The organism is Prevotella melaninogenica (genome assembly GCF_018127925.1).
Lineage (GTDB): Bacteria > Bacteroidota > Bacteroidia > Bacteroidales > Bacteroidaceae > Prevotella > Prevotella melaninogenica_C.
Window position 1 is genome coordinate 1,493,821 of the sequence record NZ_CP072348.1, and the last position, 17,433, is coordinate 1,511,253.

A 17,433-nucleotide genomic window follows, 5' to 3' on the forward strand; every position below is an offset into this window, starting at 1 on the left:
GATACAAATTTACTCATTTTATCGGAGATTATGGAAGAAAATTAGTAATTTTACAGCTAAAAATAGAATAATTAGTTATGGCAAAACTCTTCCTTATTGACGCTTATGCGCTCATCTATCGTTCATACTACGCATTTATCAAAAGTCCACGTATCAACTCTAAGGGCTTGAATACATCTGCTGTTATGGGCTTTTGCAACACCCTGAACGAGGTTCTTACAAAGGAAAAGCCAACGCATATTGGTGTAGCATTCGATCATGGAAAGACTTTTCGCCATGACGCCTTCCCTGAATACAAGGCGCAACGTGAGGAAACTCCAGAAGATATCAAGCTTTCTGTTCCACTTATCAAGCAAGTGCTTGAGGCAATGCATATTCCTATTCTACAGGTAGATGGCTTCGAAGCAGATGATATTATCGGTACTATAGCAACTCGCTTTGGAGCCGATGGAATCGATACTTTTATGCTTACACCCGATAAAGACTATGGTCAACTCATTGGTCCTAACGTCTTTATGTATCGTCCTCGCCATGGTGGCGGATACGAAATATTAGGAGAAAAGGAGGTAGAAGCAAAGTATGGCATCCCTACCCCAGCCCAAGTCATCGACCTCTTGGCGTTGATGGGCGACTCAGCAGACAACTTTCCGGGTTGTCCTGGTGTTGGGGAGAAAACCGCAGCCAAGTTAATCAATCAGTTTGGAAGCATTGACAATATGCTCCAACATACTGATGAGATTAAGGGTAAACTACGTGAGAAAGTTGAGAATGCCGTAGAGGATATTAAAATGTCAAAGTTCCTCGCAACGATCCGAACAGACGTTCCAATGCAACTTGACTTGGATGAACTCAAGGTTGAACAACCTGACGAGACCAAATTGCGTGCGATATTTGAGGAATTAGAGTTTAAGACACTTATTAACAAGTTTCTTAACAAAAGTGAAGTAAAGCCAAAAGTAGACAATAATCAGCTTGATTTATTTGCAGAAAACACGACCAACGAGTCAGATGAGCCGAAAAATGCGAAATTTGAGAGCATAAAAACGACCCAACATGAATATAAACTCGTTGAAAATGAGGAAGAATTACGTCAGCTTTGTGACTTTTTTATTACAAAAGAGTTTGTAAGTATAGACACAGAAACCACTTCGACGGATGCAATTAGTGCTGAATTGGTAGGTTTGAGCTTCTCGGTTGAAGAAAAGAAGGCTTTTTATGTTGCCGTACCAGCCAACTATGAAGAGGCGTTAAAAATCGTTCAGATATTCAAACCGCTATATGAAAGCGACAAAATAATGAAAATCGGACAGAACATTAAGTATGACTATGAAGTGTTAACCAGATATGGAGTAACACTACAGGGTAAGATGTTCGACACGATGATAGCCCACTACCTCATCCAACCAGAGTTACATCATAATATGGACTACATGGCTGAGACGCTGCTCGGCTATCAAACCATTCACATTGAAGAACTACTCGGTCCGAAAGGAAAGAAGCAGAAGAATATGCGCGACCTCTCCCCTGCTGATATTTATGAGTATGCTGCGGAGGATGCCGACATCACTTTGCGCCTGAAAAACGTACTTGAACCACGTTTAAAGGAGCTTGGAGTGGAAGAACTCTTCTGGAATATAGAGATGCCATTAGTACGTGTATTAGCTGATATGGAGCTAAATGGCGTATGCTTAGACACTGAAGCACTGCAAGATACGTCAAAGATATTCACTGAACGTATGAAACAATACGAGCAGGAAATATATAAGGAGGCTGGAGAAGAATTCAATATCTCAAGTCCAAAACAAGTAGGTGACATCCTCTTTGGCAAGTTGCAAATTATGGATAAGCCTAAGAAGACAAAGACAGGACAGTATGTTACAAGTGAAGAGGTGCTGCAGAGCCTTGAGAGTAAGAGTCCTATCGTACGTAACATCCTTAATTACAGAGGTATGAAGAAGCTTCTTAGTACCTATATCGATGCCCTTCCAAAGCTGATTAATCCACGTACTGGACATATTCACACATCATTTAATCAGGCACTTACAGCCACAGGACGACTCTCTTCGAGTGATCCAAACTTACAGAATATTCCTGTACGCACGGATGATGGTAAGGAGATACGCAAGTGCTTTATCCCAGAAGAAGGCTGTCTGTTCTTTTCAGCCGATTATAGTCAGATAGAGTTGCGTATTATGGCACATCTTTCTGAAGACGAGAATATGATGGAGGCTTTCCGTGAGGGCTATGATATCCACCGTGCAACAGCTGCAAAGATATGGCATGTAGATATAGATAAGGTGACTGATGCACAGCGAAAGAAAGCTAAACAAGCCAACTTCGGTATTATATATGGTATTACTACCTATGGACTTGCTCAGCGTATGGACATTTCAAATGGTGAAGCTAAAGAGCTGATAGAAGGCTATTTCCGTACTTTCCCAAAGGTACAAGCCTATATGGAACATGCGAAAGAAGAGGCAAGAACCAAGGGTTATGCTGAAACACTTTTCCATCGTCGTCGCTATCTTGCTGATATCAACAGTCGTAACGCCACTGTGCGCGGTTTTGCTGAGCGTAACGCCATCAATGCTCCAATACAAGGAACAGAGGCAGATATCATCAAGGTGGCAATGGTTCGTATCTGGGAACGCTTTAAGAAAGAAGGTATTCGCTCAAAGATGATTCTCCAAGTGCATGATGAACTTAACTTCTCTGTCTTCCCAGAGGAGCGTGAACAGGTGGAACGCATTGTTATCGAGGAGATGCAGAACGCTTATCCACTGAATGTCCCATTGATAGCTGATGCCGGATGGGGCAAGAACTGGTTGGAAGCACATTAAAAAAGAAGGAGCCTCCCCCAACCCCTCCGAAGGGAGGGGAGCGCAGATAAAAAGAGGGATGAGGATAGATAGGAAATCAACTGGTGATTAATTTATAGACTATAATTTAATATTAAGAAGAAGCCTCCCCCTGCCCCTCCGAAGGGAGGGGAGTGCAGATAAAAGAGGGATGAGGATAGATAGAGAATCTATTGATGGTTGTTTTATAGACTATAATTTAATATTAAATAGATTATAATTAAATAACAAGTATGAAAATGGGGGTAGATTCCAACTTTATAAAGCATAAATAAAGAGACTAATAACGGTAAATAGAAATTGAGGAGATGAGCTGCAAAGTCGGTAAAAAGTATGAGTAAACATACTACCCTACCCTTCTGAGCGAATTATTTACATGAAGAAAAAGAATTATTTTCATGAAAAGAAATATTTATTTTCACGACAAGAAATATTTATTTTCATGAAAATAATTTAGAAAGGGGGCTAAAAGTAGAAGTCAAAAAGGGTGAAATATTCCATCATCTATCTTGCATAGAATACTGAAAAAGGGCTTTTCAACGCCTTAGAAGTAGTGTTAAAATATAGAAAAAGTCTATCCATTTAGCTTTTTTGGCGTAATTTTGCAATTTAATCAACCAGAGAAATTTGAATGAGTCTTACTAAGATAGTAAACAAGTTGTATTTCCAGCCGCGTCGCAGGGAGCTTGAACGCTACGTCACGGATGGAGAGGCTATCCAGCGGGAAGTCATGCAATACCTCGTTGAGCGGGCAAAAGACACCGAATACGGTCGTAAACACCTGTTCTCAACGATTAAGTCATACGAGGACTTTGTACAGAACATTCCAGTCAACACATACGAAGAATTGAAGAGTGACATCGACCGTATGCGCCACGGAGAACGTAATATTCTGTGGCCAGGACAGGTGAGATGGTATGCCAAGTCATCAGGTACAACCAACGATAAGAGTAAGTTTATTCCTGTTTCTCACGAGGGATTACAGACAATTCATTATCAAGGTGGTAAGGATGTTATCGCTTACTACCTTAGCAATCATCCAGAAAGCAGACTCTTCAGCGGTAAGGGTCTCATCTTAGGTGGTAGTCATTCTCCAAATTATAACCTGTATAATTCGCTTGTTGGTGACCTCAGTGCCATCCTCATAGAGAATATTAATCCACTCGTAAATCTATGTCGCGTACCTAAGAAAAATACTGCCCTACTGAGCGACTTTGAGGTAAAACGCGACCGAATTGCACACGAAACACTGAACCAGAATATCACTAATATATCAGGCGTTCCTTCATGGATGCTCTCTGTGTTAGTGCGTGTAATGGAACTGAGTGGTAAGCAACATCTGGAGGAGGTATGGCCAAATCTGGAGGTGTTCTTCCATGGTGGTATTGCTTTCACACCTTATCGTGAGCAGTATGAACAGCTCATTACCAAGCAGGGCATGAACTATATGGAGACTTACAATGCCTCTGAGGGCTTCTTCGGTATACAAGACGACCCAACAGACAGCAGTATGTCGCTTATGCTCGACTATGGCGTATTCTACGAGTTCTTACCTATGGACGAGTTTGAGAGCGAACATCCAAATATCGTTCCATTGTCAGGTGTGGAGATAGGACGCAACTATGCAATGCTTATCAGTACTGCCTGCGGCCTCTGGAGATATGAGATTGGAGACACAGTGCAGTTCACTTCGACCAATCCTTTTAAGTTTGTTATCACGGGTAGAACCAAGTATTTCATCAATGCCTTTGGTGAAGAACTTATCATGGATAATGCTGAGAAGGGACTTGAAGCAGCCTGCAAGGCTACTGGTGCACAGATATCAGATTATACCGCAGCCCCAATGTATATGGATGCGAAGGCTAAGTGCCGTCATCAGTGGCTCATTGAGTTTGCAAAAGCCCCATCTTCACTTGAGGAGTTTACTAAGGTTCTCGATGATAAACTACAGGAAGTCAACTCTGATTATGAGGCAAAACGCTTCCATAACATTACTCTTCAGCCACTTGAGATTATTGTTGCACGCAAAGACCTCTTCAATGACTGGCTCAAGATAAAGGGTAAACTCGGTGGTCAACACAAGATTCCACGCCTTTCAAACAGCCGTAACAACTTAGAAGAATTGCTGAGTATGAACCAGTAAGGACGGAAGACGGTAAAAGGATAAACCACCTTTAAAGAATAAAAAAGTAAAAGGGTAAAAAAGTAAAACAGCGATATGAAGAAGATAAGACAAAGATATTGCCAAGGAGTAATGGGTGGAAAGGATGGCTTTTCAGCTAAGGTCAGCCATTGCCTTTCGGTGTTTTACCAACCACGTGTTTTACCATTCTACCTTTTTACTCTCTTAGTTATTGTTCTTTCTTCATGTGCTAAGATGGGACAACCTGATGGTGGATGGTACGATGAGACTCCCCCAAGAGTGTTAGGAGCCTCCCCTACTGAACGAGCAACCGACGTAAACAGTAAGAAGGTGAATATCTATTTCAACGAGTTTATCAAGTTGGAGAATGCATCAGAGAAGGTTGTTGTCTCTCCTCCACAGATTGAAGCCCCTGAAATTAAGGCTACTGGTAAACGTATCACAGTAAGTTTACAAGACAAGTTACAGCCTAACACCACCTATACCATCGACTTCTCTGACGCTATCACGGATAACAACGAGGGTAACCCATTAGGAAACTACACCTACAGCTTCTCTACTGGCGACCATATCGATACACTCGAAGTGGCTGGTTATGTGTTAGAAGCTGAGAATTTAGAGCCTGTAAAGGGTATTCTCGTAGGTCTTTACAGCAATCAGAACGATACAGCTTTCCAGAAACAACCTATGCTTCGTGTCTCACGCACCGACAGTCGTGGTCATTTCAGCATACGAGGTGTTGCCAAGGGTGACTATCGTATCTATGCACTACAGGACATGGACGGCAACTATATGTACAATCAGAAGAGCGAGAAGTTGGCTTTCACGCCCGAAATCATCATGCCGTCATGGAAGCCAGACATACGACAAGACACACTATGGATTGACTCCTTGCATATCAAGGATATCAAACAGGTGCCTTACACCCACTTCCTTCCAGATGATGTGGTGCTTAATTCCTTTACACCAACACAAACAGACCGTTACTTCCTCAAGTCTGAACGCAAGGAACCCAACCACTTTACGCTCTTCTTCAGCTATGGTGATGCCGACCTTCCACAGATAACAGGACTCAATTTCAACGCTAAAAATGCGTTTATAACAGAGCCAAGTCTGAACCAAGATACGATTATCTACTGGCTGCGTGACACTGCCCTCGTCAACCAAGACACACTGCGAATGCAGATGCTTTATAACATGACGGACAGTGCAGGTAAGCTTGTCTCTAAGACAGATACGCTGGAGATTCTCTCAAAGGTGCCTTACGCGAAGCGTTTAAAGCGCCAGCAGGAGGAATACGATAAATGGGTTAAGAAGCAAGAGAAGGCAAAAGAACGTGGAAAAGCATTTGAAACGACAATGCCTGTCACACCTTTGGAGGTCAGATATAATGTTCCTTCGCAAATGGATCCTGACCAAAACCCAACATTCGAACTCCCCACCCCTATTGCAAAGACGGATACGTCCAAGATACATCTTTACGAAAAGATAGACTCCTTATGGTATCGAGCGAAGTATAATTTCGGTGCTGAACCTGGAAAACCGCGCTCTTTGAAGTTGGTAAGTGCATGGGACCCAGGACATGAATACAGTGTTGAGGTTGATTCTGCAGCCTTTACAGACATCTATGGTAAAGTTTCTGCAAAGTATAAGCAGGGTGTTCGTATCCCATCAATTGACGAATATGGTACGCTAATAATGACCTTACAGAACATGGAAGGTAAGAACTGCTTGTTGCAGTTGCTTAATGAAAGCGACAAACCAGTGAAAGAGGCGTACGCAAAGAACAACCAAGCAACCTTCCATTACATCAAGCCGGGCAACTACTATCTACGCCTTATCGTCGATGATAACGACAACGGAAAATGGGATACGGGTGATTATGCAACCCAACGACAACCCGAAGCCGTTTATTATTACCCGAAGGCTATCGAGTGTAAGGCTAAGCGTGATGTACAGGGAACGTGGAATCCACGTCTACTCCCACTCTACAAGCAGAAGCCTGCAGCTATAACAAAGCAGAAGGCTGATGCGCAACGAAAGATAAAGAGACGTAATGCCGAACGCGCTCGCAGTCTTGATATCTCACTACCTGACGAGCTTCTCAACTCGGGTCAGTAGAAACAAAGGAAATGAAAGAATGAGGGTGTGTCAAAATAGACACATCCTCTCTTTTTATTTCTAAAACTTATTCCATCCACGAAAAGGGTCAACAGTTTTTCTCAAAACAGTCGACCGTTTTTTAAAGATAGTCGACTATTTTTTCAGAAAGGGTTGACCTTTTTCACAGAAAGGGTTGACCTTTTTCACAGAAAGGGTTGACCTTTTTCACGAAAAGGGTTGACCTTTTCTTCAAAAAAAGAGGATATGTCTATTTTTGACACACCCCCATCCATACGACAAACCCCCACATCTATCCCCTACCGTCTTAAGGTTAGGAATAACGAGGGTGCTTTTATTAAATAGATAACGCCCCGCACCATTGGTGCGAACCATCAGCACCATTGGTGCGAACCGTCAACACGACATGTGCTGAGCATCAAAACATCGGTCGAAAATGAGAAGAAAAAATCTTCTGAAGCCTTATTAAGACTACTTTTCAGCCAATACAGCTTACTATCTATTAAGATACAGAAATACCAGAAATCAATGCTAAGATTCGGCCCAAACGGCTGTTACGACAACGATAAAGCAGCTTATAAACCAAGAAAGAGCCATAAACGCCTGTCAGAAAAGCAAGGATAATATAAACGACATTATCAAAATGGGTAAATCGCATAAGTATTTGTAAACTCAATGCTTGAAAGATTCCATGATAAAGATAGATAGTATAAGAAGCAGGAGAGAGATGATTAAGGAAACGAAGTCCATATTTTGCGTATAAGCACGCCAAAGCAACTGACATTAGAATACCCTCCATTGCAAAGAATAAATCCATGAGAGGGCTTTTATTTACGCGTAGACCGATAATTGATACTACAAACGTAAATAGGAAGACAAAGAAGGCTGTTTTCCCTTTATCAAGAAAGCGCATCAAAAGAAAAGGGGAACATGGAACTGATAAAGCCAATCGGCTATCGTACTCTTGGGCTAAAAAAGGAATCCCCGAGTACTACCAAGAGGGTAATGAACACATGGAGAAAGGAGAATTCAGCTATCTTTTGTTTCATTTTATTCGTTTTACTTGGTCACCTTCAGCATACCATACACCATCGCAGCCAACTTTCTCTGCCTTTAGAAACAACGATTTCAACTGCTTTCTGTTTGTTATCTCTTCGTTAAAAAGGGGCTAATACCTCTTTCCTAACATAAATGGTAAGTAGCGATAGACGATTGCTACAATACCGCTTGCCACTATACAGACTAAAGCATAGGCTATCAGTACACTATAGTAAGCCCCATGATAGTCTAACCCCACCTTCTCAAGTGCTAAAGATAAGCAAAGAGGAACACCTCCACAGACGAAATAATAAACAATACTATGCGCTCCAACCCATTCTAACAGCTTGCATCTTGGCAACTGCTTACAAACATTAACAAGTAAGAAAATGCTCGTCAACATATCAAGAAAGAATAGGAAATAAGAGTCTATACTCATTGGGTATATCATCGTATGCACCCCTTTGCACGTTGCATAACCTTTTATTATTATAAGGGATATAAAGAAGAATGATGTGTATAATGGTGTGTTGATACGGTTGAAAACTTCTTTTCGACTTTGATAAAACCATCCGATATAAAGGAAAAGAACTGCTTGCAGGGCATTGTTGATACACCAGGGATAATCAGTGGATTGCTTCGTTAAAAGTACTGAACCAACTAAAGCACAAAAGGAGAGAAGGAATAAGGGAATAACTTTTCCGCGAGTTATCCACAAAAAAAGGCTAAAAACAGTTTCAGATACTATCAAGGCAGCTATAAACCAAGAGGCTCGACCTGTCAAGATAGGTAATAATAAACTCTCCCAGTCTATACTATGACCATGTACTAAGGCTTTCGGAAGTGCCAAAACCATAGTAAATAGAAAATAAGGAAGAAGTAAACTACGCCCTATTGAAAACATCTTACCCCTCAAAGAAAAGCCTTGCTGTTTGTACATTAGGTATCCTGACAGAAAGAAAAAGACGATTAGAACATTCGAAACATACCAATCATAAGGAATAAGATTACTTCCTGTATAATAGATTTCAGTATGATCCAGTAATATAGATAACATACAGAAACCTCGTAGCATATCTATCCAATGCTCTCTCTCTTTCATCATGTACCCTATTGATAATACATCATTTTAGTTGTTTATTATAGTAAAATCATTAATATTCTTGGTCTATCTCACAATCGCCACCTTACAAACAACACCATTGTTGCCGTCTTCATCAGCACTTTCAACCATGTAAACACCTGATGCTACGGGTTTACCAGACTTGTCTTTGCCATCCCAAATAAAGCTACCACCATTGCTAATACCCGCTGCAACGAGTACACCATTTGCAGTAACAATCTTCACATCTGCGTTCATCGAGAGTCCAACAATGGTGATTGGGCCTGTATAACCAGGCCTAATGGGATTTGGATAAGCGTATGTATTGTCCCCACTCGGTCGGTCTGATGGTGTCGTCGCATCGCTCATATAAGAGCATAAACCCTTGTCCGTACCAAAGAATACTTCGCCTGTTGTGTTGTTGATAGCGATAGAAAGGATATTATCTGATAGAAGCTGACTATTTGAAGAGGTGATATGTTTCACCTGTGTCATATTATCGGCACTAATAAGATAAACGCCATTCGCCTTTGTTCCAAACCATTTTCTGCCTCCTCCATCAATAGCCATACAGGTGACATCAATGCCTGACAGGAGGTAATCGGCAAGATTGGTACCATCATTACGAGGCACTTTCACCTGCGTAAAAACAGCTGTTTCAGGATTATCAATAGCCGAACGAGACAATAGAAGTGGACCGATAGTAGTCGTAACCCACACATCTCCATTCGATAAAGGCATCACACTATGAGGTACTAAGTCCAAGTTCGAACCATCCTCATTGACAAATCGAGTGAAAGAAAGCAATTTGTCTGTTGTTGATTGATAACAGAACAAAGCCGGATAGTCCCAGTGATCATTACAGAACCATAAGTTATTGCGATTATCGAAGACCATACTTGTTAGAACCGAGCCCCCTACTCCATCCTTCATAAGGGCTGGCTTACTGAAAGAAGTCATCTGTCCATCTGCAGAAAGACGCAAGAGATTCTCTCTGGAGGCTTGACTATTCAATATCCAAAGGTCGCCTTTATTATCAAAACGGAGCCCATTAATAAGCACGTAGTTGTTTCCTAACTCCCGTCCTTTATACATTGCACCTTGCAACAAGCTGTTGTCTTTGTTATAATAAGCCTTTAATTGTCCATCAAGAAACTCGTATAAGCCTGTCCTTCCACCAACAAATACATGGTTTGCGTTGCGTGGATCAACTGCGAGAACATTGTTATCAAGATAGTCGTAGCCCGTTTTTAATGATAGATTCTCTTGATAATTCGCCCACTCACCATCGTGTAGAATCTGTACAGAACCAGGTGTATTAGAATCTACATAACCTGATTTAAATAGACCAGGAACGGTATATAAACTGTTATTAAGGTATTGGATATAGGTAAAACCATTATACTTTGGACCGCCAGGATTAAGTGTTTTAGCCTGTGCCAATAGTGCTGCATCAGCTATTCTTGGACGCTCTACATAAGTTCCTACACTCGTCCAGTTGTTTCTATCGAGGAGATTAGCAGACAAGGCAGCACGATATAGTCCGTTACTTTGGCTGGCAGCATAGATATAACCGCCCTCAATATAGCTGTAATTGACAGGGAAAGAGAGGTTATAACTGTCGCTTATCTCTGCTTTAGCAACATTGAGTTTGACAAGTCCAAAACCTGTAGAAAGGTAACAATAGACGCCAGACATATCAATACCATTGACGGTTTTGTCTACCATTGTTGTCTTTAGATAGTAATCCGGCACATTTGTAACATTACCTCTATCGTCTAATAGGTCGATATTATTATTCGAATAGATAATAACCAACCGACGAGCTGTCTTATTCCAAGCAATGAAACGGATATCCGTATCGCTCAAACCATTGACTTTATCGTAGGTCTTTATACTCTGATCGTTCTTGTTATAAGTATAAAGGCTATTGGAAGCAAGCACATACAGCTTATTACCTCCTTCTTCAACCCATTGTACATAACTGTAAGCAAGATAATTCTTCCACGTTCCTATACCGCCAGCAAGGGCATTACAGTAAGCTAACAAGATGAAAGCCGCAACTAAGAGATATCGTTTTATTATCATAGTGTATTCTTTTCGTGATGAATATAATACATCAGTTTGTATACATTAAACAAGAAAATACTGGGATTATTGCCTTGAAGATGTTTCTTTATGTGTTGTCCTACAAGGAAATAAACTGCATTAACCAGCTTTTGTAAGTGCAGTTTCTTTATTTTCTCAGCAGTTTCAAGCAGTTGAGAATAGCCTTTCAGTTGGTTACGGAAGGTATATAGTGTGCGAAGAGACTGTTCAGTTTTATCCAAGAACTCACTGTTTGATTCAAAGAAATCAAGTGTTATGGGGTTATCGATATGCGTGATTGCTATATGATCCATGGCAAGTGACTTACCAAAGAGTACATCTTCATAGCCGTATTGGACGAAATTCTCATCAAAAGAATGTTCCATCATGATGTCTTTATGTGCTAAGAAGTTTGTCGTACGAAAGTGTTTTGTAGCATGACACTGCCTATCTTGCGGTGTATTTTTCTGTTCATACGCCTTCTCATAGCGGTATCTGAGATTGTCTTTCCATATGTCTGGATCCCCTCCTATCCTTATTCCGCCTACAACAACATTGCTTTTTGTCTGCAGATAACGACGAATAAAGTGCGGATTGTCTAATGTTAGATCTCCATCTATGAAGAGAAGCCACTCTCCTTGTGCCTGCGAAATGAGGAAATTACGGATAGCTGAACGCCCAACGTTCTGCTTTCTTGTTATATAACGGACACCTTCCAACCTCTCTATACGTAAGTTATGCTCTACATAGCTTGTTACAGAAGAGCCATCATCAGCTACAATAATCTCAAATTCAGTACCACTTTCCACGCACTGACGCTGTAACTCTGTCACCAAAGCTCTACAATGGCAGTTATAAACAGGGAGAAGAATAGACAACATAGCAGATATTAAATAGTTATATTCTTATGTCAAACAGGAAACGCAGGCGTTAATTGGTCTCGAATCGGGACTTGTCAAGCAGACAAAAACAGCCTTTTCATTCGTTATTATCAGCCAATAGGCAGAACAAAGGAGCTGTCTTCCACAAATTATTTTCATGAAAAGAAATTCTTTTTGTCGTGAAAAAAATATTTTTCTTCATGAAAAGAAATATTTCTTTTCATGAAAATAATTCGGAAAAGGGTATTTATCGAAGTCTAAAAGGGGGCTTTAACGGTTTTACTTTGTTAGCTCTTTCCCTCTTAAAAAGCCCCTTAAGCCTTTTTACTCTTTTATCCTTTCAGCCTTCCTAAGTATTCCGCCAACTTCTTTACAGCCCTTGCACGATGAGAAATCTGGTTCTTTATCTCCTCACCTAACTCTGCAAAGCTCTTGTCATAACCCTCTGGAATGAAGATAGGGTCATATCCGAAGCCCTCCTTACCATGCTTCTCCGTAGCGATTCTACCCTCTACCTTACCCTCAAACTGGTGTTCTACACCATCAATGATAAGCGAGATAATAGTGCGAAAGCAGGCCTTACGATTGGCTTTCCCTTCTAAGTTTGTCAACAGCTTACGCATATTCGCCTCGCTATCGTGGTCGGTTCCCTCTGCATAACGAGCTGAATGCACGCCGGGTTCACCACCGAGTGCCTCCACCTCAAGTCCTGTATCATCGGCAAAACAGTTCTGACCATAGTGTTCAACGACGTAAGAAGACTTCTGACGTGCATTCTCCTCCAGTGTTGCCCCAGTCTCAGGGATATCCTCATGACAACCAATCTCAGCCAAAGAAACGATTTCAAACTCCTTTCCAAGGATGTCCTTTATCTCCTCGAGCTTATGTTTATTATTTGTTGCAAATACTATTTTCATCTTCGTAAATCCTTTCCTTACTATGAAAAAACTATGTTATCACATCAAGACCCTTGTCAACACGACAGGGACCCACCACTCATGTGCTCGCAAAAGATTACAGCCATTGGACACACGAGTCATGTGTCCCTGTGGTATAATATGTGGAACACAGCCCTTCTGCTTATTTATTTCTGTTCATTCGCAGGCTTTTTCATGGCTTCAGCCAACTTCTTTTCCTGCTTTTTCATTTCCTTTTTAGCCTTAATCTTTATCTGATCGAAGCCTTCACCATAGACACCAATCACCGAACTCTGGCTTACGAAGGCGGTAGGGTCGACCATCTTGATGATACGGAAGATAGTCTTACTCTCGTTACGCTTTGCCAACAAGCAGATAACCTTCATATCATTACCAGTGTACCAACCATGTCCATCAAGGATAGTCAGCGCATGCTCGGTCTCCTCAACAATTGCTTTGGCTATTTCCTCATGTTTCCAAGAGAAGATCATGAACTGTACTGACTCGCGTCTCATATTCATCACGTGGTCTAACATAAAACACTCGATGAACATCGTACAGTAACCAAAGACCATCTTATGCAAGCGTTCCATGACATCACCAAACTGGGGGAAGAACAAACAGCTACCCACAATCAAGATGTCAACGCCCATTAAGACCTGTCCTAACGAGATATCATGATACTTATTGACACAGGCAGCAATGATATCCGTACCACCCGTACTTCCATTATTTAGGAAGACGATAGCCAATCCCGTACCTGTAAGGCTACACCCAATAATCAATGACATAAAAGCTTGGTCTTCACCGAGCATCTTCACCATGTGTCCTGCAGCATCCTTAGGCATCAGATCCTGCGCAAAAATCAATAGGAAATAAAGGGCAAAGATAGCATAGATGGTCTTCATCAGGAACTTAAAGCCCAATATCTTCAGAGCAACTATCAACAAAGAGATGTTGATAATCATGTAAGTATTCTGAATCTTAAAACCCGTAGCATAGTAGATTACGGCAGACATACCCGTCACTCCACCCGTTACAATCTCATAAGGCATTAGAAAAACTGTAAAGGCAGCAGCGTAAATAATTAAGCCAATGGTCAAGAAAAAGTAATCTTTGGCTTCGGATCGGATGAGTTGTTGATCAATGGTCATAGGCTCATAGAATGGTTAAGACGAAGAGACTGTATCAAAACACGACTGTAGTGGATACTAACATACGGACTTCCTTTCCGTTGGAGATTACCGCTGTCAGAGAAACAAACCTGCAACCCTGTTTTCATACAGTCTCTTCTATGGTTTATTGAATAGTTATTTGCAAACGATATTGATAATCTTCTTCGGCACAACGATAATCTTTACGATTGTCTTACCGTCGATATAGTGCTGGCTTCGTTCGTCTTCTAAAGCCTTCTTCTCAATATCTTCCTTCGTTGCATCAGCAGGGAAAGTCATCTGGAAACGTGCCTTACCATTGAAAGATACTGTCAGCTGCACCTCATTCTCTACGAGATAAGACTCGTCCCATGCTGGCCATTCAGTATCGAAGACACTCTTTGTCTCACCACCCAACTGCTCCCACAGCTCTTCTGCCATGTGAGGTGCGAATGGAGCGATGACAATAACCATCTTCTTCAATAGTTCACGATTAGCACACTTCTGCTGTCCAAGTTCGTTGACGCAAATCATAAACGCAGAAACAGCTGTGTTGTAAGAGAACTGCTCAATATCGCCTGTCACCTTCTTGATAAGCTTATGAACGCTCTTCAATGAATCCTTTGAAGGCTCATCATCGTTGAGTTCCTGCTGATAAAGCTTCCAGAACTTCTTCAAGAAACGGAAACAACCATCGATACCATTGGTATCCCAAGGCTTACTTGCCTCTACAGGACCGAGGAACATTTCGTAAAGACGGAGTGTGTCTGCGCCATACTGCTCAACAATCACATCTGGATTGACAACGTTGAACATTGACTTTGACATCTTCTCTACCGCCCAACCGCATTTATAGGTGGCGGGTGTTGGGTGTTGGGTGGTGATGAGTTCTGATGATGATGTACCATCTTCGAAGATGAATTCAGCATTATTATATTCTGGACGCCACGCCTTGAAAGCCTCAACATCCAATACATCAGCATGAACGATATTGACATCAACATGGATAGGAGTAGTTTCATACTTGTCTTTCTGCCCCAAGCTGACAAATACTGGTGCCTTTGAGTGGTCGTCAGAGTTGATACGATAAACGAAGTTAGAGCGTCCTTGGATCATTCCTTGGTTCACCAACTTCTCGTATGGTTCCTCTTTACAACTGCAACCACAGTCGAAGAGGAACTTATTCCAGAAACGACTGTAAATCAAGTGACCTGTTGCATGTTCGGTACCACCGACATAAAGGTCTACATTCTGCCAATACTCGTCTGCCTTTTTGCCCACTAATGCTTCGTCATTGTGTGGGTCCATATAGCGAAGATAGTATGCTGAGCTACCAGCAAAGCCCGGCATCGTATTCAACTCCAATGGGAATACAGTCTTATCGTCAACCAATGACTTCTCAACAACCTTACGCTCAGCCTCATTCCAAGCCCAAACCTTTGCACGACCCAATGGTGGTTCGCCACTTTCTGTTGGTTCGTACTTATCGATTTCAGGCAATTCGAGAGGCAAACACTCCTCTGGAATCATATAAGGCATTCCCTGCTTGTAATAGACAGGGAATGGTTCACCCCAGTAACGCTGGCGTGAGAAGATAGCATCACGCAGACGATAGTTCACCTTCACACGACCGATACCCTTCTCAGTAACAAACTGCTTGGTCTTGGCAATAGCTTCCTTCACCGTAAGACCATTGAGAGAGAAACCGTCCATACTCTCTTTACCTTCCGCAGGAGAGTTCGTTACGATTCCTTCCTTTGCATCAAAGCTCTCTTCAGAGACGTCAGCACCCTCAATCAATGGGATGATTGGGAGGTTGAAATGCTTTGCAAAGGCATAGTCACGACTGTCGTGAGCAGGCACAGCCATAATCGCTCCTGTTCCATATCCAGCTAAAACATACTCTGAAATCCAAATAGGAATCTGCTCACCAGTGAATGGATTGATACCATATGAGCCTGAGAAGACACCTGTCACCTTACGGTCAGACATACGTTCCAGCTCTGTTCGCTTCTGTACATACGCCAAATACTCCTCTACCTCAGCCTTCTGAGCTTCTGAAGTAAGTTCTGCAACAAGTTCTGACTCTGGTGCCAATACCATGAAGCTAACACCAAACATCGTGTCAGCACGCGTAGTAAAGATCGTGAATTTACCCTCTTTCTGACCCTCACCAGTTGGTGTAAGGTATTTGAATTCAACCTCTGTACCCTCAGAACGGCAAATCCAGTTCTTCTGTGTCTCCTTGATAGAGTCAGACCAGTTAACTGTCTCCAAGCCATCAAGCAGTCTTTGTGAATAGGCTGACACACGAAGACACCACTGCTTCATCAACTTCTGTACGACAGGATAGCCTCCACGCTCGCTCACACCATTAACAACCTCGTCATTGGCAAGCACCGTTCCGAGTCCCGGACACCAGTTTACCATTGTCTCACCGAGGTAAGCAATACGATAGTTCATCAACTTCTCCTGCTGTTCCTGCTCGTCCATGCTCGACCAGTCACGTGCCGAGAAAATCAGTTCCTCACTCTGAGCGACGTTAAGGTTCAGTGTTCCTTCTTCCTCAAAGTGGCGAACAAGGTCCTTGATAGGCAATGCCTTCTGTTGTGTATAGTCATAATAAGACCCGAACATACGCTCGAAAGCCCACTGTGTCCAGTGATAATAACGTGGGTCACAGGTGCGTACCTCACGATCCCAGTCGAAACTGAAACCTATCTTATCCAACTGCTCACGGTAACGAGCAATGTTCGTGTCGGTTGTCAGCTGTGGATGCTGACCCGTCTGAATGGCATACTGCTCAGCAGGAAGTCCGTAAGCATCATATCCCATAGGGTTCAACACGTTGAAACCCTTCAGTCGCTTATAGCGTGCATAGATGTCACTTGCAATATAACCCAATGGGTGTCCAACGTGCAATCCGGCTCCTGATGGGTAAGGGAACATATTAAGTACATAGAACTTCTGCTTGTTCTCGTCCTCAACAACTTTGTAGGTCTTATTCTCAACCCACTTCTGTTGCCATTTCTTCTCAATGTCAATGAAGTTGTATTCCATTCTTATTTTCTATTATAACTAATGTGCAAATTTACAAAAAGTTTCCGTAAAACACTTCGCTTCGATGGGAA

General features: G+C 42.0%; 10 protein-coding genes. 3 read left to right on the forward strand and 7 right to left on the reverse strand.

Annotated elements, in window-relative coordinates; all coding sequences use genetic code 11:
• Window positions 1-77 precede the first annotated feature (77 nt).
• The 3 genes from polA (at window position 78) to J4861_RS11635 (ending at window position 7,122) form a co-directional block, all read left to right on the forward strand.
• A complete protein-coding gene (gene polA, locus J4861_RS11625; protein WP_211816964.1) occupies window positions 78-2,840 on the forward strand; it encodes a DNA polymerase I in 2,763 nt (920 codons plus the stop codon).
• 649 nt (window positions 2,841-3,489) lie between these two features.
• Window positions 3,490-5,001: a GH3 auxin-responsive promoter family protein gene (locus tag J4861_RS11630; RefSeq protein ID WP_211816965.1), complete on the forward strand. Its 1,512-nt coding sequence runs from the start codon at window positions 3,490-3,492 to the stop codon at window positions 4,999-5,001.
• 75 nt (window positions 5,002-5,076) lie between these two features.
• Complete coding sequence (locus tag J4861_RS11635; RefSeq protein ID WP_211816966.1) at window positions 5,077-7,122, forward strand: Ig-like domain-containing protein; 2,046 nt, start codon at window positions 5,077-5,079, stop codon at window positions 7,120-7,122.
• 502 nt (window positions 7,123-7,624) lie between these two features.
• Here J4861_RS11635 and J4861_RS11640 read toward each other — a convergent pair.
• From J4861_RS11640 to J4861_RS11670, 7 genes are all read right to left on the reverse strand, one after another.
• Window positions 7,625-7,939: a hypothetical protein gene (locus J4861_RS11640; RefSeq protein WP_211816967.1), complete on the reverse strand. Its 315-nt coding sequence runs from the start codon at window positions 7,937-7,939 to the stop codon at window positions 7,625-7,627.
• 351 nt (window positions 7,940-8,290) lie between these two features.
• A complete protein-coding gene (locus J4861_RS11645) occupies window positions 8,291-9,265 on the reverse strand; it encodes an acyltransferase family protein (protein WP_211816968.1) in 975 nt (324 codons plus the stop codon).
• Window positions 9,266-9,328: 63 nt separating this feature from the next.
• Window positions 9,329-11,350, reverse strand: a complete 2,022-nt coding sequence (gene porZ / locus J4861_RS11650; RefSeq protein ID WP_211816969.1) for a type IX secretion system anionic LPS delivery protein PorZ — start codon at window positions 11,348-11,350, stop codon at window positions 9,329-9,331.
• Window positions 11,347-12,231 carry a glycosyltransferase family 2 protein gene (locus J4861_RS11655; protein WP_211816970.1) on the reverse strand — a complete coding sequence of 295 codons (885 nt, stop codon included), beginning with the start codon at window positions 12,229-12,231 and terminating at the stop codon, window positions 11,347-11,349. The genes porZ and J4861_RS11655 overlap by 4 nt, the downstream gene beginning before the upstream one ends.
• 332 nt (window positions 12,232-12,563) lie before the next feature.
• Window positions 12,564-13,148 carry a non-canonical purine NTP diphosphatase gene (locus J4861_RS11660; protein ID WP_211816971.1) on the reverse strand — a complete coding sequence of 195 codons (585 nt, stop codon included), beginning with the start codon at window positions 13,146-13,148 and terminating at the stop codon, window positions 12,564-12,566.
• Between the two features lie 167 nt (window positions 13,149-13,315).
• Complete coding sequence (locus J4861_RS11665; protein ID WP_211816972.1) at window positions 13,316-14,302, reverse strand: YitT family protein; 987 nt, start codon at window positions 14,300-14,302, stop codon at window positions 13,316-13,318.
• 156 nt (window positions 14,303-14,458) lie between these two features.
• Complete coding sequence (locus J4861_RS11670; protein ID WP_211816973.1) at window positions 14,459-17,362, reverse strand: leucine--tRNA ligase; 2,904 nt, start codon at window positions 17,360-17,362, stop codon at window positions 14,459-14,461.
• Window positions 17,363-17,433 lie beyond the last annotated feature (71 nt).